Below are 25,237 nucleotides of genomic sequence, written 5' to 3' on the forward strand. Positions count from 1 at the left end.
CGTGCCGACACAAACCGCGGCAGCGATCCATTTTTCATACCAGCCTCAAGGCCATCAGTGCATCGCCGAGGCGCCTTGCAACAACGCCTGAGACTCACGCACCCACTGCTGCAACGCCTTCAGTTGCTCGGCGTTGGCGTGGCATTGGCTGTAGTTGTCGACGACGCTGGCGGCAACGGTAGAGAGTGCAAGGCCCGAGGCGGCGCCATCAGCGACGCTGGGGCCTGCGGCCACGGGCAGGTTGGCGGCGCCGGCGTCGTGCACCCGGACAAAACCATCAGGCACAACGCAGGCGTTATCAGCCGCTTTCGAGACATAGATAGGAACCTCCTTGGTGAGAGTGGCGCCCGCCTGATAGACCTTGACTACGCGATCGACGTACTCGACCACCACCTTCTCCTTGACCGTGCCCAGGGCCTGGCCTTGTTCGAAGGATTGCTGCAGCCGAGCCTCGTCGAGGCGCTGGTGTTTACTGCGTTCACTGCCGGCGCCGCTGACAAAACCAAGGGCATAAAGCAACGCAGCCGCCAGGGCTACGGCCAGCCAACCGCTGAAGTTCATCAAACCACTCCTGCTATCCGTGAAAGAAATGGGCCTGCCGATCCGCGGCCATCAGCCCCCAATCAGGCAGGGGATTCAGACCACGGGCAGGCAAAGCACCGCCCGCGCCCTGGCCCAGAGTTGCAGGCGATCCTGCAAGCCGTTCAAACCACCATTGATGCGGCGGGTAATGCTGTTGAACTCATCGCGATCAGCCAGGGCATTGAGCCCGCCGCGCTCCCAGAACCAAGCCGCCGACTCGGCGGCCCATTGCGGTTGCTCCAGCAACTGCGGCAACTCCAACAGGCGCTCATCGCCAAACAGCCCGAGGCTGCACTGGCGATAGTTGCTGCGCCCGGTGATCTGGATCAGACCACGCCCGCGATAACGCTGGCCGTCGCCGTCAGCCTCCGGTGTGTTGCCCAAGCGTGCCGCGAGCGTGCCGGTGTCGTACTTGCTCAGGTATTGATCACTGCCCAGCTCGCGCACATATAGCAGTTGCCCGGATTCGTGACCGATCTGGGCGAGAAAGGCCGCCTGGCGCTTCGGTGTATCGATCTGCCGATGGGCCATGGCGGTGTTGAGTGGAGAAACAAAAACGCCCGCTTGGCGGCGGGCGTTAGGCATGATTTTTTGCAGTTGTTGTTCAGTGATTGGCATGGTCGGTGTTTGTAAGTCGGATAAGAAAACGCCCCGGCGGTGCGGGGCGTTTATTGAATCTGCTGGGTCACCCAGGACGGCGCCATCGGACGGAAATTTGCATCGGGAAAGCTCGCCGATTGCGGCCAGTCACGCAGCGCCTGCATATACACCAGCAGTTCGTTGAATTGCTCCCTATCAATGCTGGTCGGGGTTTGAATTTCAAGCTGATCGCGATGACGCTCGCGCAGCCACTTCAACGAAGTCAGTTCGATATCACGCCAGTTGCGCTCCGTATCTTCTTTGGTAGGCAACGCAGATGTCGCACTGTCGATATAGGCTTTTATCTGCGTTTCGGACATTGGCAATAAGCTGCTCGGGATGAAGTGCTCAGGGGCGTCCTCATCGTAAGCATGGACTTCGTTCGTTTCGGAGTTGTAGAAGTACTTCATGCGCGCAACTCCGACCAGCACAAATTAATAGGACTGACAAGTGTGACTGTATAAGTGGCTCCAGCAGGCACTACAAATGCTGCGTGATAGGCCGAGAAAGATAAGTCTATGGCACCAACCTTGGCATAAATGCTGCTGCTGTTGGACGAGATCGCCACATGTACCTGAATTGGCCGACCCGTTGTGTTTGTGTAAACAGTGCCAGAAACACGGTTAGCCGTGACGTTCTGCCAGGTCTGCCCATCACCCAGACCACGGGGCCTGGCGTCTAATGCTGAAACGTTTGCAGCCAAGCCAGCGACGTCGATGTTTCCCTGATTCACGGGGGCGCTCCAGGCTTTGATGCACCACATTACTGCCAGGTTGCGCGGACGAGTCTCGACAGCCGTACGAACAACACGAGACGCATCGAATGTGAGCTTACTCGAGTTTCCAGGAATCGTAGGAGCTGCGGCCTGAGGAATTCCAGGTTCAGATAGAAAAGCACCTGTAGGATTTCCGTTTACTCCATCAGTTAGTATCACCCCGACTATGTTCTGTAGTGCATCAAGTTGAAGGCTACCTAGAACCCGCCCGCTATCAGCACCACGCCCATGATCCCACCCGCGCAAAAACTCCCCTCGCGACTCAGGCAAGCGGAAGTTACCTGCTCCTTCGCTCCCCGTATTGAACGTCGGCCCCAAATAAGCCGCCAGATCCGGATAAGTCGCAGCGCTCTGCACACTGCCATCCACCTCCAGAAACCCCGCCGGCACCGTACCCTTGGGAAACGGCACCATGGCCCCCACCGGCAAGGCCGACATGTTCTTCAGCAGCGCCTCGATCTCGGCCTTGGTGTAGGTCACCGACTTGGTATACGCATCGGTGATCCCATACTCGGCCAAGGTGCTGCGAATCCTCTCCGGTGGAATCGAATCCCGAACGATCGCCTTGATCGCCGCCAGCAACTGATCATGCTCGGCCTCAGCCGGCTCCTTCCCACCCGCACGAATCACGTTGAGCAATTCGTCGGTCACTGCATTTCCCCAATCGGAAGAAATCAGTGAGCCCACTTGCCCCGTGACCGGGTTTTCGTCGACAAACTTCCCATTAACCAACCCAACACTTGGCACACTCTTTGGATAATCCACTCGTCTGTCCTCTCGTTGTCATTCATCCACACCGACGGAGTTCGGTGTGGACATAGTTAGAAAACTGGAAAAGAAAACGCCCCGGCGAGGCGGGGCGTTTATTGAGTCAAAATTTCATCTGGAGACAGAGGCCACTGAAAATCACTCGAAACGAAATCCTGCTCCTCAATTCGATTAAGGCTGATTCGATAGTTTTTCCACAATAAAAGTTGTTTGGCTTCTACGTCTGTAATGCAACCGATATCCATTGCATCCTGTAATGGGCCCATTCTGTGCGTTGCAAACATTAGCAATTCACTTCGTCGAACCTTCGCTAGAACAGAAAGTTCTTCAATACTGCGTGGGGAAGGCATCACCTGTGCAGGCTCAAACTCTGAATAAATTTCATTCGAAAATAGCTCATCAACAGTCCCTATCGCTCGCCATCCCTGAACACCATCATTTCGTACAGCCCAACTCATACATCGTCCTCCCAGCCATAACACATCAGCCCTGCGGCGCCTGCTCCCCAGTAGTAAACTCTTGGCTCTTCCAGCAGAAATCGTCCCTGAGTATTGTGCTGCGTATTAGTAGAGCCGGTACTATTGAGCGGTGGACTATTGGGCCCAATATAACCACCGATGTAACTTGCGTTTGGTGCAGCTGAAGAGTTGCTGTTGGTCGCCCCCAGTAGTTGAAGACAGATACCTGTGGCCGTTGGTGGCACAAACTGAAAAATGCTAACACCAACAAGAGCTGTGGCTGCCCCCATCGCCCCCGACGCCATCATTGGAAGGGATGCCAGATTCGAACCTGACGCAACTTTGTAACGACTGCTCCGGCCGAACTGTACATAAGACAGTGGGTATCTGTTTGCCGTAGCGTCTGTAAAAAATGCGCTCACGCGCGTCGCAATGAAACCTGCGGGGATAATCGGTTCAAACACAAACCTCAGCGTTGTATCTACGGCGGTCACGGTCGCTGGCACGCTCGCCGTGACCTGACTCGACGAGTCGACAGACTTGATGAAGGTTCCTGGCGGAAAGCTTGCCCCACCAAACGGCATTCCAACACGCATTGACGTAGTGCTGGTAATACCGGTCACGACTGCCGAACCCACGATGGTCGAACACTGGACTGTCGGCATCAACGCAGCACTACCGGCGACCTGAGTGCCATTGGAGACAACCCAAGCGCTATACCAACTGGAAGCCGCAACCACCCCGCTATCAAGGCCGTTCAGACCTGTGGTTTGCAGGTTGATGCTCAGGTCCACTGCACTCAATGCCTGTGCCGCACTCCCTTTGCCGACAATCAGGCTGCGTGCCTTCACGGAAATCAATGCATTGGTGCCTGACGCAGAAACGTAGAGTCCCTGATAGCTGCTACCCGATAGCGCCTTGAGCTTCTGAACTTCGGCAGCTAGAGCAGCGACATCAATGTTTCCCTGGTTGACCGGTGCGTTCCAAGCCTTGAGGCACCACATGACCGCCAGGTTGCGAGGACGGGTTTCTGCAGCAGTTCTAGCCACTCGGCTTGCATCAAAGTCCAAGGATGCAGAACTCCAAGCCCCGCCTCCTGCAATACCAGTAGGCACACCAGATCGAGCATTCGTTTTGAACACCCCCGAACTGTTTAGCGGCGCGGTGTTTCCTGTGGGAAACGTTGACGATTCACCCGTGATGTTCTGCAACGCATCCTGCTGTTCGCTACCGAGTGCCCGCCCCGCATCCACCCCACGCCCATGATCCCAACCCCGCAGAAACTCCCCCCGCGATTCCGGCAAACGGAAATTGCCCGCGCCCTCGCCCCCGGTGTTAAAGGTCGTCCCCAGGTAAGCCGCCAGATCCGGATAGGTCGCAGCGCTCTGCACACTGCCATCCACTTCCAGGAACCCCGCCGGCACCGTACCCTTGGGAAACGGCACCATGGCCCCCACTGGCAAGGCCGACATGTTCTTCAGCAGCGCCTCGATCTCCACCTTGGTGTAGGTCACCGATTTGGTGTAGGCGTCGGTGATGCCGTACTCGGCCAAAGTGGTGCGAATCTTTTCTGGCGGAATCGAATCCCGGACGATCGCCTTGATCGCCGCCAGCAACTGATCATGCTCGGCCTCGGCCGGCGCCTTCCCACCCGCACGAATCACATTGAGCAATTCGTCGGTAACCGCGTTTCCCCATTCCGAGGAAATCAGTGAGCCGACTTGCCCGGTCACCGGGTTCTCGTCGACAAACTTGCCGTTCACCAGCCCTACGCTGGGAACACTTTTCGGATAATCCACTTGTTCTTGTCTTCTCTAGTCATAGTTGATGTACACCTGGGTATGCGCCGGTGTACTGCGATGGATCAGGCATTCCAGGGCGCTGCCCGGGTTCATGCCAAAACGCTCGCCCCAATAGCTCGCGCCAAAGCGCCGGCCCAGTTGCAGGCGGCCGCCGGTATTGAGGGTCCACATGAAATTCGCCCGCCAGGTGCCGAAATGGGCGTGACCAAAACGTGAGCGGCCCATGCGCGGGGTGCTCAGTTCGGTGACGCTGGCATTGGGGTAGCCCTGGCTGCGGGCGATTTCGACGAAGTAGGCGGCGCGCTGGCTGCCCACTGCCAACAGACGGCGGCGCACGGCCAGGCGCCGGTCTTCGAACAGCGGGGTCAGGCCCAGGCAGGGATCGGGCAGGTTCATGACCTTTTCCCAATCGGTCACCAGTTCGCTGACGCTGGCCGGGTCCATTTCGTTTTGCAGGTCCACGGCCCGGGCGTCGATGCGCGCCAGCTCCTGGGACACGCCCTGCAGTACCCGTTCGAGCTCCGGCACCCGCTCCGGGTCCCAGGCCGGGCCGCTGGGCAGCAAGCTGCGCAGTTGGCCCTGGTACTGGGCGGCATTTCTTATGGCAGCCATTCACAACCTCCAAAGACCAGCAGTTGGTTGTTCGCCGCCGGGACATCGGCCGAAGGCGCCAACAGGCGGTGATCCTGCTCACCGGTGGCGCTGCTGATGGCTTCGCGGATATGGCTCAGCAACAGCGTCTGGCCCAGGCCGGCCTCGCGGCTGTGCAGGTCGCGCAGTTGGTCCTCGACGGCGGCGCGCACCGCGCTGGTGTCGGGGGTCAAGCGCAGTTTGTAGGTCACCGGCAGCATCACCGGGGCCAGTACATGCACCTCGGCGGTGACCGGGCGCAGCGGCTCGATATAGGCCTGAACCAGCGCCAGTTGCTCGGCATTGGGGATCGGCTGCGGGTCGTCGTCACGCATGACAAACAGGCCCACAGTGCCCGGCCCCAGGTAATTGCGCCGGGACCAGGCGCGGGTGATCCCCGGGCACTCCAGGGCCCAGGTTTCGTAGTCGTCCGCTGAGCCGCCGTGGGGAATGATCCGGTATGAACGGATCACTCGAGCCCGCAGCGACTCGAGGCTTTCTTCGGCCACACCACCGCTCAGACCCGGGGCCAGAACGGTGAAGGGATTGCTGATGCCTTGCACCGGCTGCACCGCGATCAGGCTCAGACCAGCATCGGCATTGCCCAGGGTGCCAGCATCCACGGCCTGGATCGTGATGCTGTTGAGCCCGGCGCTGGTGGTGCGGGCGGCGGTCACCTTGTAGCTGCGACCGTCGCTGCTCTGCAACAGGGTGTCGACATCCAGCACGGCACCGGCCGCGGCGTTGAAGCTGACGCTGCCACGGGCGGCCTGAGCCGCCTTGCGTGGCTGGTTCAGACGCAGCGCAGCGATGCGCTCCAGGGTCGACTCATCGGCCTTGTCCGGGAGGATCTGCTCAGCGATCCAGTCCAGGTAGCCATACAGGCCAAAGGCGGCACCGCTCAAGGTCCGGGCCAGGACTTGGGCATCGGACTGGCGCAGCGAATCGCTGGCCAGGTCGCTTTGGGTGCGCTGAATCAGCACCGGCAGCGAAGGGGTTTCAAACGGCATAGGTCACCTGCCAACTGTGAATGGGGTTGATGTCCAGGCGCTCACCGTCGGCCAGGATCAGCACCGTGCGCAGGTTCAGGCGCTGGGCGTCGAGGCGCTCGGTAATGATCTCCACGGCGTTGCAGTGGCCATCGTCGATCAGCCATTGCAGGGCCTCGCGGGCATAGAACTCGGCGTCGAGCTGGGTCTGCCGGCTGAGCTTGACCCGCCGCAGCAGCCACAGACGCGAGCCGATGCGGTCGTCGGCCACCGTGGGAAAGCTGTCGCCCCACCAGCCATAGCGCTGGTCGTCGTCCAGGGCGTCGTCATCGGCGGCACGGCGCCAGGTGAACAGGCTGATTTCCACGGCCCGGGTCAGGGCGTTCTTCAGGTCATAGGTGGCAAACATGCTTAACCTCCCACCGGTACGCCGGTCTGCCCCGGGCCGGGTTGCACGCCGCTGTGGACGTGGTTGATCTGGCTGATGCCGGCGGCAATCTGATCCCCTTGGGAGACGATCTTGCCGCTCTGGGTCAGGGTCGGTGTATCGATGTTGACGCCGCTGCTGGCGCGGATATTCAGGGTCGCGGTGTCGATGTCGATGATGCGGCCGCGCTTGAAGTGGATCTTGTCGCCCTCGTCGGTGTAGATCGCCACTTCGCCGGCGGCCAGGGCCTGCAGGCGATAGCGCCGGTCCGCCACCACCAGCACCACCGCGTGGGAACGGTCGCCACCGAGGAAGGTGGCAATGCCTTCGGCGCCGGCCAGGGGATTGCTGGTGAACCCGTAAGGCTCGAAATGCTCCATGTCGTCGTTGACCTCGCCGGCGGTGAGGCGCATTTGCAGCGATTGCAGTTTGTTGGCCGAGTTGGCGAGCACCACGGTGCCCCGCGCCAACAGGCGTGTCAGTAGGCTCATGCTGAGTTCCTTGGGAGGTAGGAGCCGGCTTGCCGGTGAACAGGTCTTCGGCGTTGTCTGTGAGGGCGCTTTCGCCGGCAAGCCGGCTCCTACGGATGGACGCGGGTATCAGGTTTTCGCGGGTGCCGGGTTGGCATCGAAGGTGTGGGGCGGCGCCACCTGCAAAGTCGTGATCGATCCCTGCTCGGACAGCGACCAGGTGACCTTGGAGATCAGCATGTCCCGGTCAACATCCAGCACCGGATCGATCACCCGCACCAACGTGTTGTGCCTCCACAAGTCGCCGTTGCTCTGGCGCCAGCCCTGCACCTGGTAGGTGGTGGTCAGGGCCTTGCCGGTGCGGGTACCGCACTCCCAGTCGGCCCGCTGCTGAGCCAGTTCGGCACTCAGTTGCGCGGCTTCGTTGATCACGGTCACGCGCTTGCGGGACACCCTGGCGTCGTTGGCCTGACCCGACACCTCGCTGACCGCAGCACCGCTGCTTTGGTCGCTGCCCTTGTGCTGGCCGATCACCCGGTACTCGGAAAACACTGCGGAAAAATCCATTGCGGCATTGGCCGAGAGGATGTTCTTGCCCAGCTCCAGGGCATCGCTGGCGCGCCCGCCGCTTCCAGGCGCCGCCAACAACAGGTAACCGTCGGCGTCATCGGTGGAGAACACCCGGTACAGGGTCAGCAAACGGTCGATGGAGGCGAACACCGTCTCCCCCGGCACGATGCTGTGGGTGTGCAGCTTGCTGGTCGGGGCAATCTCGCTGCGGACTCCAACCCCGTAGGACCCGGCCAGGGCGCGGACGATGCTCAGCACATCCTGCTGGCGCCACTGGCTCGGCCGGTTGATGGCCGCGCAATCCACCAGGTCCTGGGTCAGCGAGCTGCCCTGGACGCTCAGGCTGATCTGCTTGCCGTCGTAACTGATCGGCGCCTTGTAGACATGCCCGGTGAGCACCAGGTCGCAGCCGATGCGTACCTGGCAGCGAGCGCCCGGGCGGATGCGCACCTGCGCATCCTGCCCCGGCCATTGCCAGGTGATGTTGAGGCTGAAGGTGCGGAACTGACGCTCCAGGTCCGCACTGATCTCGACGTTTTTCCAGCCGCTGTAATCCAGTCCGTCCACCGTCAGAGTGACAATATTTGCCAGTTCGTCCATGGGTCACTCCCGAGCGATTTGCAGGTTGGCCGGCGGCAGGAAGCCCGGATGGGCCACCCGATTGCGCTGCACCACTTCGCCGACCCGCGTCGCATCGGCAAACCGCTGATAGGCCAGCACCAGCGCCGGCAGGCTGCTCTTGGGGCTGAGGCTGACTAGCCACACCCCCGAGGACGCCACCGCATTGAGGTGCCCCTGCACCTGCTGGCGCAGGGTGTTAAGCGCCTGGTAATGCACCGCATCGGCCTTGAGCGCGGCTTGCCAGATCAGCTCATTGAACTGATCGCGCAGCGCCAGCACATCGTCGGCCACCGGCACCTCCAGGCGCTGCACCGGACGGCTGGCCTGCTGCGCCAGGGGCGGTGTGTTCTTGAGCTTCACCACTGGTGTGGCCACCGGCAACGCCGACACCAGCCGGGCGATCTGCACCAGCAGCGCATCCTGGACCAGGTTCGCCACGGCTTCGGCCGCCGCCGTGGTGTCCTTGCCGGTGGTCAGCTTCGGCGCATCGATGCGCCTGGCCGCCTCCACCTGCTGGGAAATATCGGCGAGCATCTGCCGATAGCCGGTACGGGCAAAGTCCTTGAGCCCGCGCACATCCTCCAGCAACCCCTTGAACTCCGTGCTCAGCTCCTTGGGTATTTCCTTGACCGCCTTGACCAGGGTGTTGAGGTCGCCATAGAACTCGATCAGCGGTTTGAACTCGTGCTCGATGACCTGATACACGTCCGCCAACCCCTGGCGCAAAGACGCCACGCCAATCCGCGCCTGCTTGATGAGGTTGGTGGCAAACTCGAACCGCAGCACCGCCGCTCCCAGCAAGGTATCGCTGGCCACCAACACCTGCTGCTGGGTATTGACCACCGCCGAGGGAAAGCGCAGCGGCTGGTCCGGGTAGAACTTCAGGCTGAAGGTCACCAGACCGCCGTCCTGGCGGCTCTGGGTCATCTCGCATTCACCGACCTTGACCTGCATCCGCCCGAGCCAGGGGTGCACCAGCTCGCCGCTGCCCTCCTCCAGAGCCTTGAGCAGTTTGTCGCGCTGCTCCAGGCAATCGGCACCGACGATAAAGGCCGTCAGATCGTGGATTTTCGCCTGCTGTCCCAGCCCCTCGAAGAAGGGCTGGTCACGCTGCGGGTACTCATGCAACTGGCCTTTCTGCCCCACCGGGGTTTTCGCCTGGTCGACCCAGAAGGGCACGCCGCGAAACGAGGCGGGCAACAAACGATCACGCCAGGAATCAGGCATCAGAACCTCCTAGGGAAAGTGAGCGATAGCCCAGGGTCGAAGCCACGTTCAACCCCGGTTGATTGGTCTTGGCCTGTTCGGCACGCAGGCCCGCCGGGGCGTTTTCGAAACGCAGGGTCAAACCGCCTTCGAGTTGCGTGCGGTTGTTGGCGGCGTTCTGCTGGATCAGGGCACGGGAGTTGTGGGTCAGCGAGCTGCCCTGGGTTGCGGCAAAGGGTGATGCCAGCCCGCCTTTACCCTCGGCGTTGATTTGCCTTTGCGCCTCGGTAAAGCCTTCGACCTTGCCGGTGACCGTGGCAATCAGCCCTCCGAAACCGCCCTCGAACAGCTCCTTGATCGGCACCATCAGCGCTTGAAGCTGGCTCCACAGCCCGGAAAACCAATCGGCGATGGGGGCCCAATTCGTCATGATCAGCTCCATCGGCGACCAGTCGAACAGGGCCTCAATGGCCTTCCTGATCGAGTCGATACCCGGTTGCAACTCGGCCCAGATCGAGCCGAAAAAGCCCGTGACCGCGCCCCAGTTGTTGTAGAGGATCACCAACGGAGAAAAGTCGAACAGCGTCTGAAGCACCGTCTTGATCCCCTGAATACCCGTTTGCAACGCTCCCCATATAGACGCGAAGAAGCCGGTGACCGCGCCCCAACTCTTGGTGATCATGTCCATCGGCACCCAGTCGAACAGGCCTTTTAGAAAGGCCATCGCCGGCACCGTCAACGCCTTGAGCGATTCCCAGATCGACGCGAACAGGCCCGTCAGCCCAGCCCAGTTATCGATGATCAGTCCCAGAGGCGACCAGGAGAACACCTCCTTGAGGAAGCCGACCACCGAGGCCGTCATCGCCTTGATACTTTCCCAGAGCCCGGCAAAGAACGCCGTGACAGCCCCCCAATTGCCAATCAGCATGCCCAGAGGCGTCCAGCTGAACAGAGTTTTCAGCCCCTCCAGCGCCTGCGCCGCAAGACTCTTTGCGCCCTCCCAGAGGCTGACGAAAAATGCCGAGATCGGCGTCCAGTTGGCAATGATTACCCCGGCTGCCAGAGCGATGCCCAGGGCTATCAACATCACCGGGTTGGCCTTGGCCACCGTGCCCATCAGGTCAAGCACCTGGGTCGCCCCGGTCACGGCGGTTTGCATCGCCGAGAAGGCAATGGCACCCATCGCCAGCCCCTCAACCAACTTGGGGTTGTCATCGAGCAGTGTTCCAACGCTGTTGAGCATGGGTTCCAGACCGACCACCAGCGCCCCCACCGCCGGCGCCAGCGCCGCATCAATGGCCGAGGACACCTTGGCCATGGACTGACTGAATACATTCATGCCTTTGGCTGCATCGGCGGACGCACTGGAGTCGCCGACCTCGGCCAGTTTGCCCTGGAACGCGTCGCAGGCCTTGATCCCATCCAGAAACGGGGTGATCAGGCTGCCGCCCTTGAACAGGCCGCTGATGTTCAGCTTGCCCAGCCCGGCCTGTTCAAGGTTTTTCTTGAAAGAGTCGACCTTGCCTTGAAGGGCGACGAGTTTGGGTGACAGTTCGTCGATGCCGGTCAACAGCACCGACTTCCTCTCTACGGTTTGTGTGTCTGCCATCACTGCACCTGCTGCATCGCATTGATCCGTTGCGCGTGCTCCAGGGATTCCCGGAGCACATCCAGTGGCCTGGCCATCATCTGTTCGGGGTCGACCTTCCAGAACCAGGCCAGGTCATAGACGACAGCGATCAGGTCGGCGATGGCTGCGATGCCGCACTCATGAAAAAACTCGCCACCGCCCAGCTCAGGGCGTTGAGGTCCACCAGGTCCAGCTGGTTCACCGAAGACGGTGGAATACCGGCGCAGACCGCGATGTACTTGGCCGCGACATCCATGTCGAGGCTGACTTCTTCGCTCTTGTCGATCTTGTACGGCAGTGCCTTGATCGCTCGCACTTCCTGCACCGTCGGACGGCGCAGGGTGAGTTCGGCCAGAGGCTCGCCGTGGGCCTCGATGGGCACCTGCAGCTTCACCGCATTGCTCATTGCCAGGTCCCCTTCTGCCCTTCGAAGTTCAGTTCGATGCTGGCGTCGTCGCCCTTGGCAATAGGCTCGTCCACCAGGTAGGCACCGGCCAGCACGTAGACCTTGCCGTTGGCGAACTCGCAGGTGACGGTCATGTCGGAACCGGCAATCAGCTGCTTGAGCGGAAAGTCCGGGGTGTGCAGCGCGGTGACTTTGAACGACGGGGTGAGGTCGGTTTCCTTGTAGAAACCCGGAACCACGGTTTCCCGCTTGACGGCCATCAGCGGTGCTTCGCAGCCGCCGCTGATGGTCAGTTGAGCGCCGTCCACTTTGACGTAGCAGGTGCCCGCAATCAGTTGACCCATGATGTTTCTCCCAAAAAATAAGCCCGCTCAAGGCGGGCTGAAAAAGCGCAGTGATGCAGGTCCGGCTCAGGCCGCGGCGTCGTACTGCAGACGGAATTGATTGAGCAGCGCGAACACTCGCAGGCCGTTGATGTAGTCCGGCGGGAACAGCACGTTGACCCGGCTCGGGTCCTGCACGTCGCGTTCGACGATCAGGTGCTCGGCAAACAGTTCGGCGTTCTCCACATGGCCTTCCAGCTCCAGCTTGGCGTACTGGGCAATCAGCTCACCGCGAATGGTGCTCGGGGTGACGATCGGCTGGCCGGCGCCGAAGCGGGTGCCGTCGGCGGCCAGCTTGTGGCGCCCGTACTTGCTGGTGATCACGCTTTGCAGGCGGCGCACGATGAACGCCGACTGGTGCATGGTTTCGCTGTCCAGGTAGGAGTTGTCGGCCTGGCCGTAGGCGTTTTTCTGGTAGGTGGTGATCGCCCGCTGAATGCGCATGTAGCCGCCTTCGTAGTAGGCGGTGGCGATGCCGTAGCTCAGCAGCGACTGGCGCTCGGTCAGGGTAAAGCGTTCGCTGGCCGGCGCCGGATCGATCCCCGGCAGGCTGCCGCTCTGGGTCGGACGGCTGGCGTCAGCGGAGATGAACACCGAAGTCCGCGCCGCCAGGGCTGCGGCCTGAACCCAGACCGGTTGTGGCACGCCGGTTTCCAGGGCCTGGATGGTGATGTGCTGATCGTTGCGCGCCTGACCGGCCGCCACCAGGGTACCGACGGTGCCGCGCTTGGCGCTGTAGACGTGACCGAACAACTGCTTGGCCCAGGACCAGCGACCGGTGCTGTCATCCATGACGGCTTGCCAGGTGTTGAGGCTGGCCGTATCGGTCCAGGGCATGCAGATGAACTCGAAAGGCTCGTCGCCCAGGGCCGCCAGCGCAGCCACCTGATCCGGCACACCGGTGCCACCGGCCATCTTGCCCAGCACCAGGGTCAGGCCCGCCGGGGTCTGTTCGCCATTGCTCTTGCCCAGACGGTTGAGTTGCAGACTGATGTCGTTGCCGCTGTCGCCGGTCCACTTGGCGCTCAGGGTCACAGTGCCGTCGACGGCTGCCGCGGTCACCGGCAGATCCACCGCCGCATTGACCTTCAACGCCAGGGCGCTGGCCGCCTGAGCGGCAGTGGCGCCGCTGACGATGGATGCCTGCACCCGCACGCCACCGACGTAAAGGTTGAGCAGGCCGCTTTCGCTGGCGGCGCCAGTGATCTTCACCTCAGCCTTGGCCACACTGCCTTCAGTGCTGTGCAGCGCCAAGCACCAGATCTCGCCCACCGGGTCGGTCTTGCGCCAGGTTTCATACATCGAAGCGAGCATCGAACCTTGCCCACCGATACTCTTGGCCAGGGCCACGCTGGACACCAGCACCAGCTTGCCGATGTCATCGCCAGTCTGGTTGTCATTGACTTGGGCAACGATCAGACGGCGCATGGCCGAAGACGCGCTATTGGCCGCCGAGTTGTCCATCTCGGCGTAGAACAGCGGAACACGGATGTCCGCCGGGATATTGCTGAAACCGATCGCCATTATTTGGCTCCTTGAGATTTCGCCGCTTTCACGGCCTTGCTAGTGATATCGCCATCGGCCAGACGTCGGCGCCACCAGGCGTTGTCCGGCACTTCACGGCCGGAGGTGGGCAGCAGATCGCCTGCTTCCGGGTCCGGTACAGCGCGGCCGGCGACCGGCAGCACAGTGATGCGTTTGCTCATTGCTTCAGCTCTCCTGAAAAAGTCAGCTCCAGGCGCCCGTCGGGGCCTGGACGTTGCAGATTGAGGTCCGCCGGATCGATGGCATCGACCCGCACCGTGACCCCGGTAAAGGACGGCAAGCCGTCGAGTTCACGTTCATGCCAGGTCTCCGCCGGCTGACTGGGCAGATTGCGGCCCAGCTGGAACTCGGCGAAAAAGCGCAGGCGGTAGAGCAGTCGGGTGGCGTTGAGCGACACCAGTTCGCCACCGTCGTATTGGATCGGGTTGTACTCAGCACCGGGCTTGAAGCCGACCAGGGCGCGCCAGAGTTCGGCGCGCAGGTCATGGAGTTGGTCGAGGGCTTGTTGTGGGTTGCTGGCGTCGAGGAGCAAGGCGACTTCGAAGCGGTCGCGGATGATCTGGCGGTGGGCGTTCTGGGCCGTATTGGCGGTGGCCAGATCGTTCAGCGGAGCGACGTAGGCGGCGGGAACAGCAGGCGAAGTGCTGCTCAGGGTGTCGAGGTTGATGCCGACAATGATGCGCTCAGCAAGGCTGGGACACCGGGTTTGCAACTGAGTGAGAACAGCGGTGAGTTTCATAGAGAGGCTCCTGATTTTCGGTGCATGCAAGCTCGAAGGACACCGGCCAGGATCACTCCAGCCCCGCCGGCAACAACGCCTGACCACCTTTGAGCCCCGCCTGAACCGCCGTCCAGAACTCGGCATTTTCATAGCCCATGGCCCAGACACTGGTACCGCCCAGCCCCAGCTTGGCGACCAATGCAGTCTTGGTCTTGATGCTCTTGGCATCGTCGTACCAGAGCACCGGTTGCGCCCGCTCCGGGGTCCATTCCACGCCATCGGCGAAGCGCTTGACCGGGCCCCAGGTGGCGTAAGGCGTTGCCGAAGCGGCGTCCAGATGGGTAGCGGCGCGATGCTCGGTAATCACTTCCTGGTAAGCCGACCAGTGCACCCGATTGCCAATGCTGTAGTCCTGACCATAAGCCGGGAGCCCCGCCAGGACCTTGCTCGGCGCGACTCGCGAAACGGCGTAGCGGAGCATCGCCTGCTGCCAGTCGGCGCCCGACTCGGGGCCGGGCCAGACTTCATCGTGGAAACCGCCGCTGCTCCACCCAGGCCCGACCTGGTCATAGGTCATGACCTGGAAGTAATCCACCGCCGCGCCCAGGGCCTTGTAGTCGTAGCCTTGGAGGTACTCGGGCTCGCGGTCGCTGGATTTGGGCGGGATGCTGATGATCAGCTTCTTGTTGCTGGCATGCAGGGCGTTGCCCAGGGCTTTGACATAGGCGGAAAACGCCTTGGCATTCCTCGGTTCGACCTTTTCGAAGTCCAGGTTGATACCGGCAAAACCGCCGTCCTTGGCCAACGTCACCAGTTGCTTGATGCTGCCGGCACTCAAGGTCTTGTCGTTGACGATGGAGTGGGAAATGGCCGGGTCGAAATCACCAATGCCTTCGTTGTAGTCGGAGACGGTCGGATACAGCGGCAGGGACTTGGACTGGGCGAAGCGGATGATGTTTTCGGTGGTTTGGTTCATCCCCTCCTGATGCAACTGGCCGGTGACCGTCAGCCCGTAAGTACTGCCCAGACCGACGGCAGAAAGGTTGCGGTAGAACGTTTGCAGATTGCTGTAGGACGCTTCGACCTGGCCGTCGGTGTAGGCCAGAACAAAGGGCTCGGCATGGGCTGCGGTTGCCAGCAACAGGGTGCAGCCCGCGATCAATGCCTGAAAAAAATGCCGGATGCCTCGCTTCGAGGCCGGGCTGCTGATGCCTGGATTCATGAATACTCCTGCGGATTTTCCGCGTGCTTTGAAAGGAAGTGAATGCTGGATCGGGGACGATCCGAATGAGCCGCCCGCGAGGATGCTCGCGGCGCCGTTGAAGGGTTAAAGCTGCACCACTCTGAGTGGTTTTTTGGCGCTGTTTTTCTTGGCCTTGGCGTTGGCTTTGCCTTGCTTGCCGCCGTTGCATTCGACCGTGGTGCTCCACCCGGACGGGTTGAACATCTGCTCCACCGAGTCCACCAGGTAGTGGCCATCCAGGCCGGGCTTGAAGCCCTGGGCATTGATCAGGCGCTCGGCGAACAGGTCGGTGCGCCCCGGCATCTCCAGGCGGACGTTGGCATTGCTGCGATTGAAAGCGGCCAAACGGGCACTGGCCGCCTGCTCGGCGGCGGACTTGTTCGGGTACAGGTGCCGATCGGTGTGCACTGCCGGCACGCTGTCCGGTGAGTCGCTGTTGCCCAGGTCGATCACCCTGAGCGTGCCGCTCTTCTTGTCCTGATGCCGGGTCTGCACCGCCTTGTGGGTGCTGCTGTCACTCAGGCGGAACTGATAGCGGCTGACGTCGCTGCGGCTGAGGGTGACCACGCCCAGAGCCTTGCCGCTGGCACTCAACCCGGCCTGGCGGGGCAGCACCAGCAACTTGCCTTCGGCCACCTTGGCGGTGCAGTCGTACTGCCGGGCCAGACGGGTGATGAAGTTGAAGTCGGACTCATTGAGTTGATCGATCCGCAGCACCTTGGTGGTGACGGGGCAGATGGGCGTCCAGCCGTTGCGGGCCGCCAGGTCGCGGACAATCTGCGCCAAGGCCACGTTCTCCCAACTGCCGCTGCGGGTGGTCTTGCCGCTGCCGCGCATGTCGCTGGCCTTGCCGCGGATCTCGATCGAATCCGGCGGCCCGCTCACCACCACTTCATCGACCGTGTAGCGCCCCAGCCGGGTCAGTGTCTGGCCGGCGTAGCCGAGGAAGATTTCAATGCTGGCGCCACGACTGGGCAGCGCAACCGCCGAGTCACGGTCATCAATACGCAGTTCAAACTCGTCCGACTCCATTCCCGGTTTATCCGAGGTGCGCAGCGTCAGCAGCCGGTCGTTGATCTGCGCCGTAATATCCCGGCCATCGGCCAGGATGCGAAAGACTGGGGTCATGCTCCGTGCTCCAGAAAATGAAGACCCCGTACACGACGGGGTCTGTTGATTGGATGCAAGGTCAGTCCCATAGCTGAACCATCGCCTCGGCCCGAATCGGCAGATCCGGTAACAGGATCAGTACCCCGGCCCGAAAGGGTTGTGGCTCATCGGCCAGCCCCTGGTTGGCGTCCAGCACCGCCTCGACGCTGCCATTGAGGTGTCCGTAATACTGATGACACAGGGTATCGAGCAGATCACCGTCAGAGGTTCTGCAGGTCGTTGCCATAGCTGACAAACTCCAGTGAAAAGCCTTGTTTGCGGGGAATGCCGCCTGCCAGCAGGTGGCTCTGGTCCTCGTCGATGCTGATGAGGCACCAGGTGCCCAGCACTTCGCCGTAGCCCGTGGTCAGGCTCAGGGGCAGCAAGCGCCGGCCAATGCTGCGCAACGTCTGCAATTGGCCCAGCCCGCCCTTGAACCCGGGGTAGATCGCGCCCTTGAGGGAGATCTTGTCGTCGCCCTGCCCCACCGCCTGCTGCGCGATGCCGCGGCTCAAGCGCTCCTGGGCCGCCCAGCGAAAGCCGGTCTGGCGGCGCAGCTCATCGAAGGCCGCGGTGTCGAGGTTGAAGTAGAAAGGCTCGGCACCGGCCCCCAGAGGCTGCAGGATCAGCAGGTGCGGGAAGGGTTTCACTGCCTCGGCCGCCGGCGTGTCCTGATCCGCAAATGCCGCGCTGGGGAAGATATTGCCCAGGGATGGGCTGATTTGCCCGCCGATGCGGTTGATCGCCGCGCCGGCCTTGGCGACTTGTTCCTGCAGCGCACCAAGACGCTGCTGGACCCGCCCCGCCACGGTCACGGCCTGGCTGTACTTGGCGGCAACTTCACCGACAACCGATTGCGCAGCGCTGATGCCACGCAGGGTCCGTTGCAGCTTGGCGCCCAGCACCGGCCCGACCCAGGGCAGGTTCTCCAGCTCAGAAGCAGCGCCGGTGATGTCGCTGATAGCGCCATTCATGGGGCCCAGCATCTCATCGGCACTGCGCCGCCCCGCCTCCGCTGCCGCCACCAGGGACGTGAGCCCCGATTGCAGCTGTTCCATATAGGCCATGCCACCTCCTTAAACGTGTGCCGCGTCGAACAACTGACGACCCGCCGCCTGACGGCTGTATTCGTCGAACTGAAAGCGCAGATAGGGTTCCAGCTCCCGGGCCAGTTGCGCCGGATCTCTGACATCACCCTGGACCGAGATCGACAGGTAAGGCGCGAAGCTGAACTGCTGCTCGATCGCCGGGGGCGCTGCCGATGTGAACGGCTCCGCCGGTTTGAGCAGCGAAGAGGTCGATGCCGACGGCGACGGGCTGGCCATCGAACGCACGGCCTGCCCCATCAGCGGAGGTGTCTGCCCCGGCTGGAAGGATTTGGCGATATCGCCCATGACCGGCGGGATGTTCTGCCCGGCGTTGCGCATCATCAGCGGACCGGCTGCAGGCATTTGCTTGAGCGAGTCGTCGGAGCCGAACAGTTTTTTACCCAAGGCTCCACCAGCGGCCGAACCGCCCCAGGCGCCCAGTGCACCGCCCACCAGCCCACCAATAACAGTACCGATGACCGGCACCACGGAACCAATGGCGGCCCCTGCTGCTGCTCCGGCAGCGGCGCCTGCAAGATTGCCTGCCGCCTCGCCATAGCCTTCGGCTTTTTCATCCTGGGTCTTGGCATTCAGATAGGTGTCCGCAACCTGGAAACCGGCACCGAGCACCGAGAGAACCGCGCCGCCCTTGAGCAATGGTGCAAAACCCTTGGCCAAGGAGCCGGCACCTTTCATCGCAGCGCTGGACATGCCTGGCGCGGCCGCTCCTCTGGCCAGTCTCTCCAGACCACTGGGCGTCAGAGGGCTCTTGAACCTTTTGCCACCTGAGCTTCTGGAACGAGGCTCACGCCTGGGCGATCTGCGCCCGCCACGGCCCTGGCGGCGTTTTTTGTCCAAGCCGCAGTCAACCATGGGCTCAAAACAGTCGATGCCCCCGGCGTTGCGGCCAGGCACTCGCTTCGCCACCTTGGGATCGATCTGCAACCCACCCCGCAAGACATTCAGCAGGCCCTTGCCCATGGTGTAGACGGCCATCAGCTTTTTCACCGCGACATAAGCGGCGCCCAGGGCGGTCACCCCCAGCACCAATGACGGGGCCTTCTCCGCCAGTTCGGTCAGCTTGCCGACCACCACCGTGATGCTTTGGGCCACCAGATCCGTGGCCGGGCGCAGGGCCTCTCCCACCGCACGCATGCCATCGTCGACCGCCTGCTCGGTCTCCCTCCACAATTGCGCGGAGGCTTGTCGACGCTCGGCGAGGTTCTTGGCGAGAACCCCCGAAGCGCTCAACGAATCCTTCTTCACTTGCTCATACTGCTGCCGGCCCTGGGTCTGGGCCAACAAGGCCGCCTTGATCTGCATATCGGTGAACAGATCACCGGTACGCAGGGACTCTTCCAAAGCCTCGAGCATGGCCTTGGCCTTCGCCGGGTCCGTTTCCTTGCTGATCTGCGCCTGAGCCTCGGCCATCTTCGCCGCCTTGGCCGGGTCGATGGCCCTGACGTAACGCATGGCCAGGGCAAAGCTCGCCTCCAGGCTCGACATGCCCTTCTGGATACCGGTGTTCAGCGAAGCCTGATAATCAATGCCGGCGTCTTCATAAGCCTTGACCGCCTCACTGGAACCAATTTTGTCTATCCAGTTCTGCAATTGGCCGGCGGCCTCATCAGCACTGCCAGCGGTGTTCATCTGCACTTGCAGCATCGACCCCAACTGACTCACCGCATCCATACCGGTGAGTCCTTCCCGGCTCGCGCTCTTGAGCAGTGCCGGGAGCAGGCGCGCCATGTCGGCGGCCTCGAAGTTGCCCGCCTGTCCCTGCAGGGCGATGGCCTCCAGGGCCTGCTCCATGACCTTGGGGTCGCTGATACCGGCCTGCCGCTCAAGGGCCCGCATCAGGTTCGCCGTGTCATCGACACTCGCGCCCTGCCCCACCGCGAACTTGGCGGCCAGCCCTGCGTAGCCTTGCGCCTTGGCCAGTGACATGCCGCTGGCAGTCATCTGGCTCACCAGAGCGGCCACCTCGTTGCGGGCCATTCCCGTGTCACGCGAGGTCTGAATGACCGTGCGGCTCAGTTGCGCTTCCTGAGGCTGGTTGGCCACACCGGCCTTGATCGCGATATCACGGATCAGTGCCTGATAATCGGCACTGATCTTGACCGGGATGGCCAGCTTGCCGATCCCGTCCTTGGCCAAGCCATAAGCCGCCTTGAAGTCGGCTTTGCCCTGGCCGATCTGCTGGTGCCCCCGGGCCTGCAGAGCAGAGCCCCGGGCCACATTACCCAGCGCCTCATATTCCTGACGCAGCTTGTGCACCTGAACACCTTGCTGGCGCAGCCCCTCCCGGCTCTTCTCCAACCGACGCAACAGCCCGGCTGCCGAGGAATCGCCCGTGTCATGGGCCTTTTTCCATTCCTTCTGTAGGCGCAGGGTCTGGCCGATGGTCTGTTCCAGCACCCTGGCCTTGCTGCCCTGCTGCTCCAGCTGCTTGATCCGGCCTTCCACCGTCTTGAAGGCGGCGTCCCACGTCGAACTGAGGGCTGTACCAATCACCACCGCCCCCGATACCCGCTTGCTCGCCATCTGTTTCTCCTGCTCCTTGGGTGACGGGCTCAATCCGTGAGCCACCAGACCATGTCGGAAAAGCCCATGGTCATGATTTCCTCGGCGGAAAAATGCAGCTCGCTGGCGAGCCGCTTTGCCGCCATTTTCATCACCGCAGGATCAAAGCTCGTCGTCTTGCACCAGGCGAAAATAGCCGGCCTGTAGGCGCTGATAGTCCTTGAGCGCCATGCTCTCCAGGTCCTTGGTGCTGATTTGCGCGAGGCTGGCAAACAGCATCAGCTCGCGCTGTTCATCGTCACCAACGCCGGCGGCACTGGCGGCGCGCACATCACGAACCGTCGGCGCACGCAGGGTGAGCTTGTCGCAGACCACGCCGTTCATCTCCACCGGTTTGCTCAGCGCCACCATCACGCTGTCGCTGCTCAGGGTCATCCAGCTCGGGGTCTTGTCGATTGCTTGAGACATGGGGTGTCTTCCTTACAGGCCCAGGGCCGAACGTTGGGCGGCGAGCTGGTCGACGCCGTTGATCACGCGTTTCATGCCCAGGGCATCGATCTCGTAGATCAGTCGACCGTCGACTTCGAGCTTGTAGTAAGTCAGGGCCACGTTGTGCTTGATCTCGGCCTTGTCGCCGGATTTCCAGTCGCCCATGTCGACCTCCTTGAGCATGCCGCGCAGGGTGACGATCACCGGAGTGACCTTGCCCTTGAGCCCTTTGAACGCCCCACGGAACACACCGTTGAAACCGCTGCTATCGGCCAGGCCGAAGAGCTTCAGCGACTCACGGCGCACGCCGGTGGTGGTGAAGCCGGCTTCCTGTTTCTCCATGCCCATGTCCAGTTCCACCGGCACATCCATGCCGCCGACTCGATGCTCCTCGGTCTTGAGGGTCAACTTGGGCAGGGTCAGGCTCGGCACGTCGCCTTGAAAGCTGATGCCATCGACGAACAGGTTCATGTTCGCCAGGGTTTCGGGAATCATTGCCATTGCTGCGGCTCCTTAAGCGGCTTGGTCGAGGACTTCGGTCAACCACTGGTTGGTGACCTCGACCCGGAAGTTGGGGTTTTCGGCAGGTGGGACGTCGGTAAAGCGAATGTTCCAGTACACCTTGCCCTGCTCCAGCTGGCTGGCAGTGTTGAGTTCGGTGTCGGCGTAGACCTCGAAATTGATGATCGCGCCCTGGTTCTTCAGATCACGCATGAAGGCCTGCAGGCCCTCGGTGACGTCCTTGACGTAAGTCGCGGTGATCGAGCGGTCCACTGCCCACTTGTGACCGAAGAGGATGGCGTCCATGACGATGTCCATGGTCCGTACTCGGGTGACGAAGGCCCACTTCGGATCGCTGGACAGCGTGCGGTTGCCCCACAGGCGGAAGCCCGCGTCACGAATGACGGTGGTGATATTGGCGTTGTTCAGCAGGTTGGCGCGGCAGGTTTCATCGCCGTCGAGGAACTCGATCGGCCGCTTGGTGCCGGTGATGCCGACGAACTCCTTGTTCGACGGCGAGGCCCAGAAGCCGTACTCGTTGTCGGTCCAGGCGAACAGACCGGCGACCCAGGCCGAGGCCGGCGCATCGACGGTGGCATTGGCGCCGTTGTCCCAGTGCTGAACGCCTGGGTCGACCATATAGGCGCGCTTGGCGCCGAAATTCTTGGCATAGGCCATGGCCGCTTCGTCGGTGGTGTTGGGGCCATCGAGAATGGCCAGGCCACGCAGCTTGTCAGCCAGGGCCACCAGGGCAGTACCGACCGCCTGGGTCGCGCTGTGCTTGGGGGTGACCAGCAAACGTGGCTGGGCGTTGAAACGGCTCTTGCCGTCCAGCAGCGCCTGCAGGCCGGTGCGCTTACCGTCGGCCAGCACCCCGCCGATGATCGCCGAAGTCTGCTCGGCCGCGTCGGTCATCTTGGCCACGCCACAAGCGACGATCACCGCCTTGGCCCGCTGGTAGATGGCCTGGCAGGCCTTGGTGATGGCCGCATCCGGCCCCCAGGCGGCAATGGCCTCGCGCTCGTTGGTGATCAGCAGCAGGTCATTGACCTTGGCAGCGGCGGTCGGGCCTTCGGTGAAGGTGTCCACCAGGCCAATGATCGAAGACGACGGCAGCGAAATCGTGCGCGTGCCGGTGTCGACGTTAGTCACGGTAACGCCGTGGAAAAAACCACTCATGGATAAACTCCAGACATGAAAAAGCCCCGGGTGAAGGGGGCTGTAAGGGATGTTTGATTAATGGGGAGCGGGAAAGAAAACGCCCCGGCGGTGCGGGGCGTTAAACACTAGATACTTAGCTGCGTATTTAGCACCGAGGCTTGACATTCCGAACTACTGATAACACAGCGAGGCAAAACTAATTACTCCTACTCTATGCGGTTATTCTGGCCAAGGGTATTGCGTTGCTATTTCAGCAGCCCTATCGAGCCAAGCCTTACATGCCGCATTAGCTTTTTCAGGAGTTGAATCAGATGCGAGCATGCGCTGGTATTCAACAAACAGAGAATCGCTACCGTTCAGCGCATCAGCATATGCGGCACGACGCAGAGAAGCGACATCGTTGCGAGTTAAGGTGGTTTGCGGAAAACTCAGGTGTTCCTGGACTTCTTGAGAGTTCATCCTCACCAGTTCAGGCATGATAAAAGCATCTTGAGAGCCGTCCGCATGGTAAGCAAACACTTCACCGGTAGTTAAATGACGAAAGTATTTCATTAGCGTCTCTCCTTCCAAGAAAGCATCGAGTACGTCGTTCCTGCAAATTTGACGGAATATGTCTCACCCGGGCCAACGATGAACTCGTTACAAAAAGGCTGACCCGAGCCAAAGGTTGATGTACCGCCCAATTCGTTGCCCGCAACTGTTGCGATAAATACCCCCGATCCTGAGTTCGTAGTTTGTTTAGCTGCTACTCGTACAATGATTGGCTTACCTGTTGTATTTATGTACGTCGTGTCAAGTGCGCGGCTACCCGTGAGGTCGTACAAACTCTGGTCTTGCCCAAACAACAACCCATTAGTCTCAGATCTGTTGTAGGCATCAACAATTCCATAGCCCGCTAGCGTGCTCGCACTAGTAGCTTTTCTAGCAAGAGCGTTATCCACCTCAGTCCTGGAGTAGGTCACTGTTTTGGCATACGCGTCAGTTATGCCATATCCCGCGAGTGTGGTGGCATTATCTGCCTTCGCCTGTAACTTCGCGTTAACCTCGATCTTCGTATACGCATCGTTGATGCTGTACCCGACAAGCGTCGTTGAACTATTGGCCTTTTCTGCCAAGGCAGCGGCAATTGTGGTTGCAAACTTAGGATCGTTGCCTAAGGCGTCGGCCAACTTTTTTAGCGTGTCGAATGCAACAGGCGCCGAAGCAACGAGGCTCTCCTTCGAAAGCTGTATGGCTGAACTAGTTTCTGCCTTGGTAAATGCGTCAGTAATGCCATAGCCGGACAGCGTTGTCGGGTTGATACCACTAACAACTATGCCTCGCTTATCGATTGTGACTTGCCGATAAGTGCCGCCCACCTTATCCGCCGGGAGTGCTGACGCAAATGAGTCGTCCACGTACTGACGGGTAGCAAGCACCACCGCCGGATCAATCTTCAACACGATCTGCGCGGTATTGGCCACGATGAAATTCATGCGGATGACCTGGGTCTTTCCGGTGCCCTGAACCAGCAGGGGCTTGAAGCTCGGTGCGCAGTTGGCCACCGCCACCAGATCGCCGTCGGCATCGAACAGGCCGATCTCACGAATCCAGCGCCCGCCAACATCAGGCGGGATCACTTGTTCGGTGATGATGATGTTGGGGTTGGCCGGGTCGGTGCGCACCTGGTTGACCGGGGCGCGGCGCCATTCGTTGATCAGCTTGGTCTGCGCCTTGTTCGGGATGGGGTCGGTGCCGTTGGCATCGCCGACCGCCATTTCCTTGAAGGTCCAGGGCGTGCCCAGGGCCGTGGCGTTGGCCTGTTTCGCCTCGCCCACCGCCGTGAGGATGGCGAAGAACTGACTGTTGGAATCAATCATGAGTACACATCCAGGGTGTCTGTTTCATCAATACACATGACCTGGCCAAAACGGCCGATCACTTCGATATCGCGGGGTGTCGGGGGGTAAACGTCGATTTCTTCGCCCTGATATTCATAGGCACCAAAACCAATCACTCCAGAGCTTTCCAGGCTGATGGCCAGGCCGGTCATGTGCCGGCTGACGGGCCTGGCGTCGTCGATCAGGCGCGTCAGTTCCTGGTACATCTCTTCAGTGATGCCGGAGTCCAGAACGCCGACTTTCAGGGCAAAGGTGGCCGGTTCGCCTTCAGGGACCGTCTGCCACCATTCGACCACTTCAATCAGGTAGCCCAGCGGTTCCACCACCCGGCGCAGCGCACCGACGGTGCCTTTGCGAGCGTGGATGAAGTACGAGGCACGAATGGCGTTGCGCTTGACCGTCTCGGACCAGCGCGGGTCCCAGCGATCAACCGACCAGGCCCAGGCCAGCTGCGGTAACAGATGCACCGGGCAGGTCGACGGGTTGTACAGGGTGCGCAGCATGATGGCGTTATCGCCGGCGTTGGCCGCCTCAAGGGCGCGCTCCAGCGGCGTGCTATTGATCGGCAGTAGGCTGCTCAT

Annotated in this window: 28 protein-coding genes and 1 pseudogene; all 29 read right to left on the reverse strand. The window is 61.4% G+C overall.

The window, feature by feature from the left end; translation table 11 throughout:
• Positions 1–54: 54 nt before the first annotated feature.
• A complete protein-coding gene (locus FW796_RS02470) occupies positions 55–561 on the reverse strand; it encodes a hypothetical protein (RefSeq protein WP_404938415.1) in 507 nt (168 codons plus the stop codon).
• Between the two features lie 75 nt (positions 562–636).
• Complete coding sequence (locus FW796_RS02475; protein ID WP_446438970.1) at positions 637–1,200, reverse strand: glycoside hydrolase family 19 protein; 564 nt, start codon at positions 1,198–1,200, stop codon at positions 637–639.
• Between the two features lie 50 nt (positions 1,201–1,250).
• Positions 1,251–1,631 (reverse strand): phage tail assembly chaperone, encoded by a 381-nt coding sequence (locus tag FW796_RS02480; protein ID WP_346635885.1) that lies wholly within the window; start codon positions 1,629–1,631, stop codon positions 1,251–1,253.
• Positions 1,632–1,920: 289 nt separating this feature from the next.
• Positions 1,921–2,761 (reverse strand): annotated as a pseudogene (locus FW796_RS02485) (phage tail protein); the annotation flags it as partial.
• Between the two features lie 98 nt (positions 2,762–2,859).
• Positions 2,860–3,222: a tail fiber assembly protein gene (locus FW796_RS02490; protein WP_404938413.1), complete on the reverse strand. Its 363-nt coding sequence runs from the start codon at positions 3,220–3,222 to the stop codon at positions 2,860–2,862.
• The gene (locus FW796_RS02495) at positions 3,219–5,021 is read right to left on the reverse strand and encodes a phage tail protein (RefSeq protein WP_446438971.1); all 1,803 of its coding nucleotides are present in this window, start codon (positions 5,019–5,021) and stop codon (positions 3,219–3,221) included. The genes FW796_RS02490 and FW796_RS02495 overlap by 4 nt, the downstream gene beginning before the upstream one ends.
• A 15-nt stretch (positions 5,022–5,036) precedes the next feature.
• Positions 5,037–5,636 carry a YmfQ family protein gene (locus FW796_RS02500; RefSeq protein WP_446438972.1) on the reverse strand — a complete coding sequence of 200 codons (600 nt, stop codon included), beginning with the start codon at positions 5,634–5,636 and terminating at the stop codon, positions 5,037–5,039.
• Entirely contained in the window at positions 5,624–6,664 is a 1,041-nt protein-coding gene (locus FW796_RS02505) for a baseplate J/gp47 family protein (protein WP_404938409.1), read from the reverse strand. Before FW796_RS02505 ends, FW796_RS02500 begins: the two co-directional genes overlap by 13 nt.
• Positions 6,654–7,052: a phage GP46 family protein gene (locus FW796_RS02510; protein ID WP_346635891.1), complete on the reverse strand. Its 399-nt coding sequence runs from the start codon at positions 7,050–7,052 to the stop codon at positions 6,654–6,656. Before FW796_RS02510 ends, FW796_RS02505 begins: the two co-directional genes overlap by 11 nt.
• A gap of 2 nt (positions 7,053–7,054) precedes the next feature.
• Entirely contained in the window at positions 7,055–7,561 is a 507-nt protein-coding gene (locus tag FW796_RS02515) for a phage baseplate assembly protein V (RefSeq protein ID WP_123727696.1), read from the reverse strand.
• A gap of 108 nt (positions 7,562–7,669) precedes the next feature.
• On the reverse strand, positions 7,670–8,710 hold the full coding sequence (locus tag FW796_RS02520; RefSeq protein ID WP_346635892.1) for a phage baseplate assembly protein: 1,041 nt from the start codon (positions 8,708–8,710) through the stop codon (positions 7,670–7,672).
• Between the two features lie 3 nt (positions 8,711–8,713).
• Positions 8,714–9,958: a DNA circularization protein gene (locus FW796_RS02525; protein WP_446438973.1), complete on the reverse strand. Its 1,245-nt coding sequence runs from the start codon at positions 9,956–9,958 to the stop codon at positions 8,714–8,716.
• Positions 9,951–11,546, reverse strand: coding sequence for a phage tail protein (locus FW796_RS02530; protein ID WP_446438974.1), 1,596 nt, complete (start codon positions 11,544–11,546; stop codon positions 9,951–9,953). The genes FW796_RS02525 and FW796_RS02530 overlap by 8 nt, the downstream gene beginning before the upstream one ends.
• A 130-nt stretch (positions 11,547–11,676) precedes the next feature.
• Positions 11,677–11,973, reverse strand: a complete 297-nt coding sequence (locus FW796_RS02535) for a phage tail assembly protein (RefSeq protein WP_041116251.1) — start codon at positions 11,971–11,973, stop codon at positions 11,677–11,679.
• On the reverse strand, positions 11,970–12,317 hold the full coding sequence (locus FW796_RS02540; RefSeq protein WP_016965085.1) for a phage tail tube protein: 348 nt from the start codon (positions 12,315–12,317) through the stop codon (positions 11,970–11,972). Before FW796_RS02540 ends, FW796_RS02535 begins: the two co-directional genes overlap by 4 nt.
• A gap of 66 nt (positions 12,318–12,383) precedes the next feature.
• Entirely contained in the window at positions 12,384–13,880 is a 1,497-nt protein-coding gene (locus tag FW796_RS02545) for a phage tail sheath subtilisin-like domain-containing protein (RefSeq protein ID WP_346635895.1), read from the reverse strand.
• Positions 13,880–14,062, reverse strand: a complete 183-nt coding sequence (locus FW796_RS02550; RefSeq protein ID WP_446438975.1) for a DUF2635 domain-containing protein — start codon at positions 14,060–14,062, stop codon at positions 13,880–13,882. The genes FW796_RS02545 and FW796_RS02550 overlap by 1 nt, the downstream gene beginning before the upstream one ends.
• Positions 14,059–14,640 (reverse strand): phage tail terminator protein, encoded by a 582-nt coding sequence (locus tag FW796_RS02555; RefSeq protein ID WP_446438976.1) that lies wholly within the window; start codon positions 14,638–14,640, stop codon positions 14,059–14,061. The genes FW796_RS02550 and FW796_RS02555 overlap by 4 nt, the downstream gene beginning before the upstream one ends.
• Before the next feature lie 52 nt (positions 14,641–14,692).
• Positions 14,693–15,844: a glycosyl hydrolase family 18 protein gene (locus tag FW796_RS02560; protein ID WP_446438977.1), complete on the reverse strand. Its 1,152-nt coding sequence runs from the start codon at positions 15,842–15,844 to the stop codon at positions 14,693–14,695.
• 105 nt (positions 15,845–15,949) lie between these two features.
• Complete coding sequence (locus FW796_RS02565) at positions 15,950–16,993, reverse strand: phage late control D family protein (RefSeq protein WP_446438978.1); 1,044 nt, start codon at positions 16,991–16,993, stop codon at positions 15,950–15,952.
• Positions 16,994–17,054: 61 nt separating this feature from the next.
• Entirely contained in the window at positions 17,055–17,261 is a 207-nt protein-coding gene (locus tag FW796_RS02570; RefSeq protein ID WP_123473858.1) for a tail protein X, read from the reverse strand.
• Positions 17,236–18,081 (reverse strand): phage tail protein, encoded by an 846-nt coding sequence (locus tag FW796_RS02575; RefSeq protein WP_446438979.1) that lies wholly within the window; start codon positions 18,079–18,081, stop codon positions 17,236–17,238. The genes FW796_RS02570 and FW796_RS02575 overlap by 26 nt, the downstream gene beginning before the upstream one ends.
• A 9-nt stretch (positions 18,082–18,090) precedes the next feature.
• The gene (locus FW796_RS02580; RefSeq protein ID WP_446438980.1) at positions 18,091–20,646 is read right to left on the reverse strand and encodes a phage tail tape measure protein; all 2,556 of its coding nucleotides are present in this window, start codon (positions 20,644–20,646) and stop codon (positions 18,091–18,093) included.
• Between the two features lie 141 nt (positions 20,647–20,787).
• Positions 20,788–21,093 carry a phage tail assembly protein gene (locus FW796_RS02585; RefSeq protein ID WP_404938359.1) on the reverse strand — a complete coding sequence of 102 codons (306 nt, stop codon included), beginning with the start codon at positions 21,091–21,093 and terminating at the stop codon, positions 20,788–20,790.
• Positions 21,094–21,105: 12 nt separating this feature from the next.
• The gene (locus tag FW796_RS02590) at positions 21,106–21,615 is read right to left on the reverse strand and encodes a phage major tail tube protein (RefSeq protein WP_123727684.1); all 510 of its coding nucleotides are present in this window, start codon (positions 21,613–21,615) and stop codon (positions 21,106–21,108) included.
• A 12-nt stretch (positions 21,616–21,627) separates the two neighbouring features.
• A complete protein-coding gene (locus tag FW796_RS02595) occupies positions 21,628–22,794 on the reverse strand; it encodes a phage tail sheath family protein (protein WP_346635902.1) in 1,167 nt (388 codons plus the stop codon).
• A 201-nt stretch (positions 22,795–22,995) separates the two neighbouring features.
• Complete coding sequence (locus FW796_RS02600) at positions 22,996–23,328, reverse strand: hypothetical protein (RefSeq protein ID WP_446438981.1); 333 nt, start codon at positions 23,326–23,328, stop codon at positions 22,996–22,998.
• Positions 23,328–24,635 carry a phage tail protein gene (locus FW796_RS02605; protein WP_446438982.1) on the reverse strand — a complete coding sequence of 436 codons (1,308 nt, stop codon included), beginning with the start codon at positions 24,633–24,635 and terminating at the stop codon, positions 23,328–23,330. Before FW796_RS02605 ends, FW796_RS02600 begins: the two co-directional genes overlap by 1 nt.
• A complete protein-coding gene (locus FW796_RS02610; protein ID WP_446438983.1) occupies positions 24,632–25,237 on the reverse strand; it encodes a phage tail protein I in 606 nt (201 codons plus the stop codon). The genes FW796_RS02605 and FW796_RS02610 overlap by 4 nt, the downstream gene beginning before the upstream one ends.

The sequence above is a fragment of the Pseudomonas sp. 910_21 genome, from assembly GCF_052850735.1.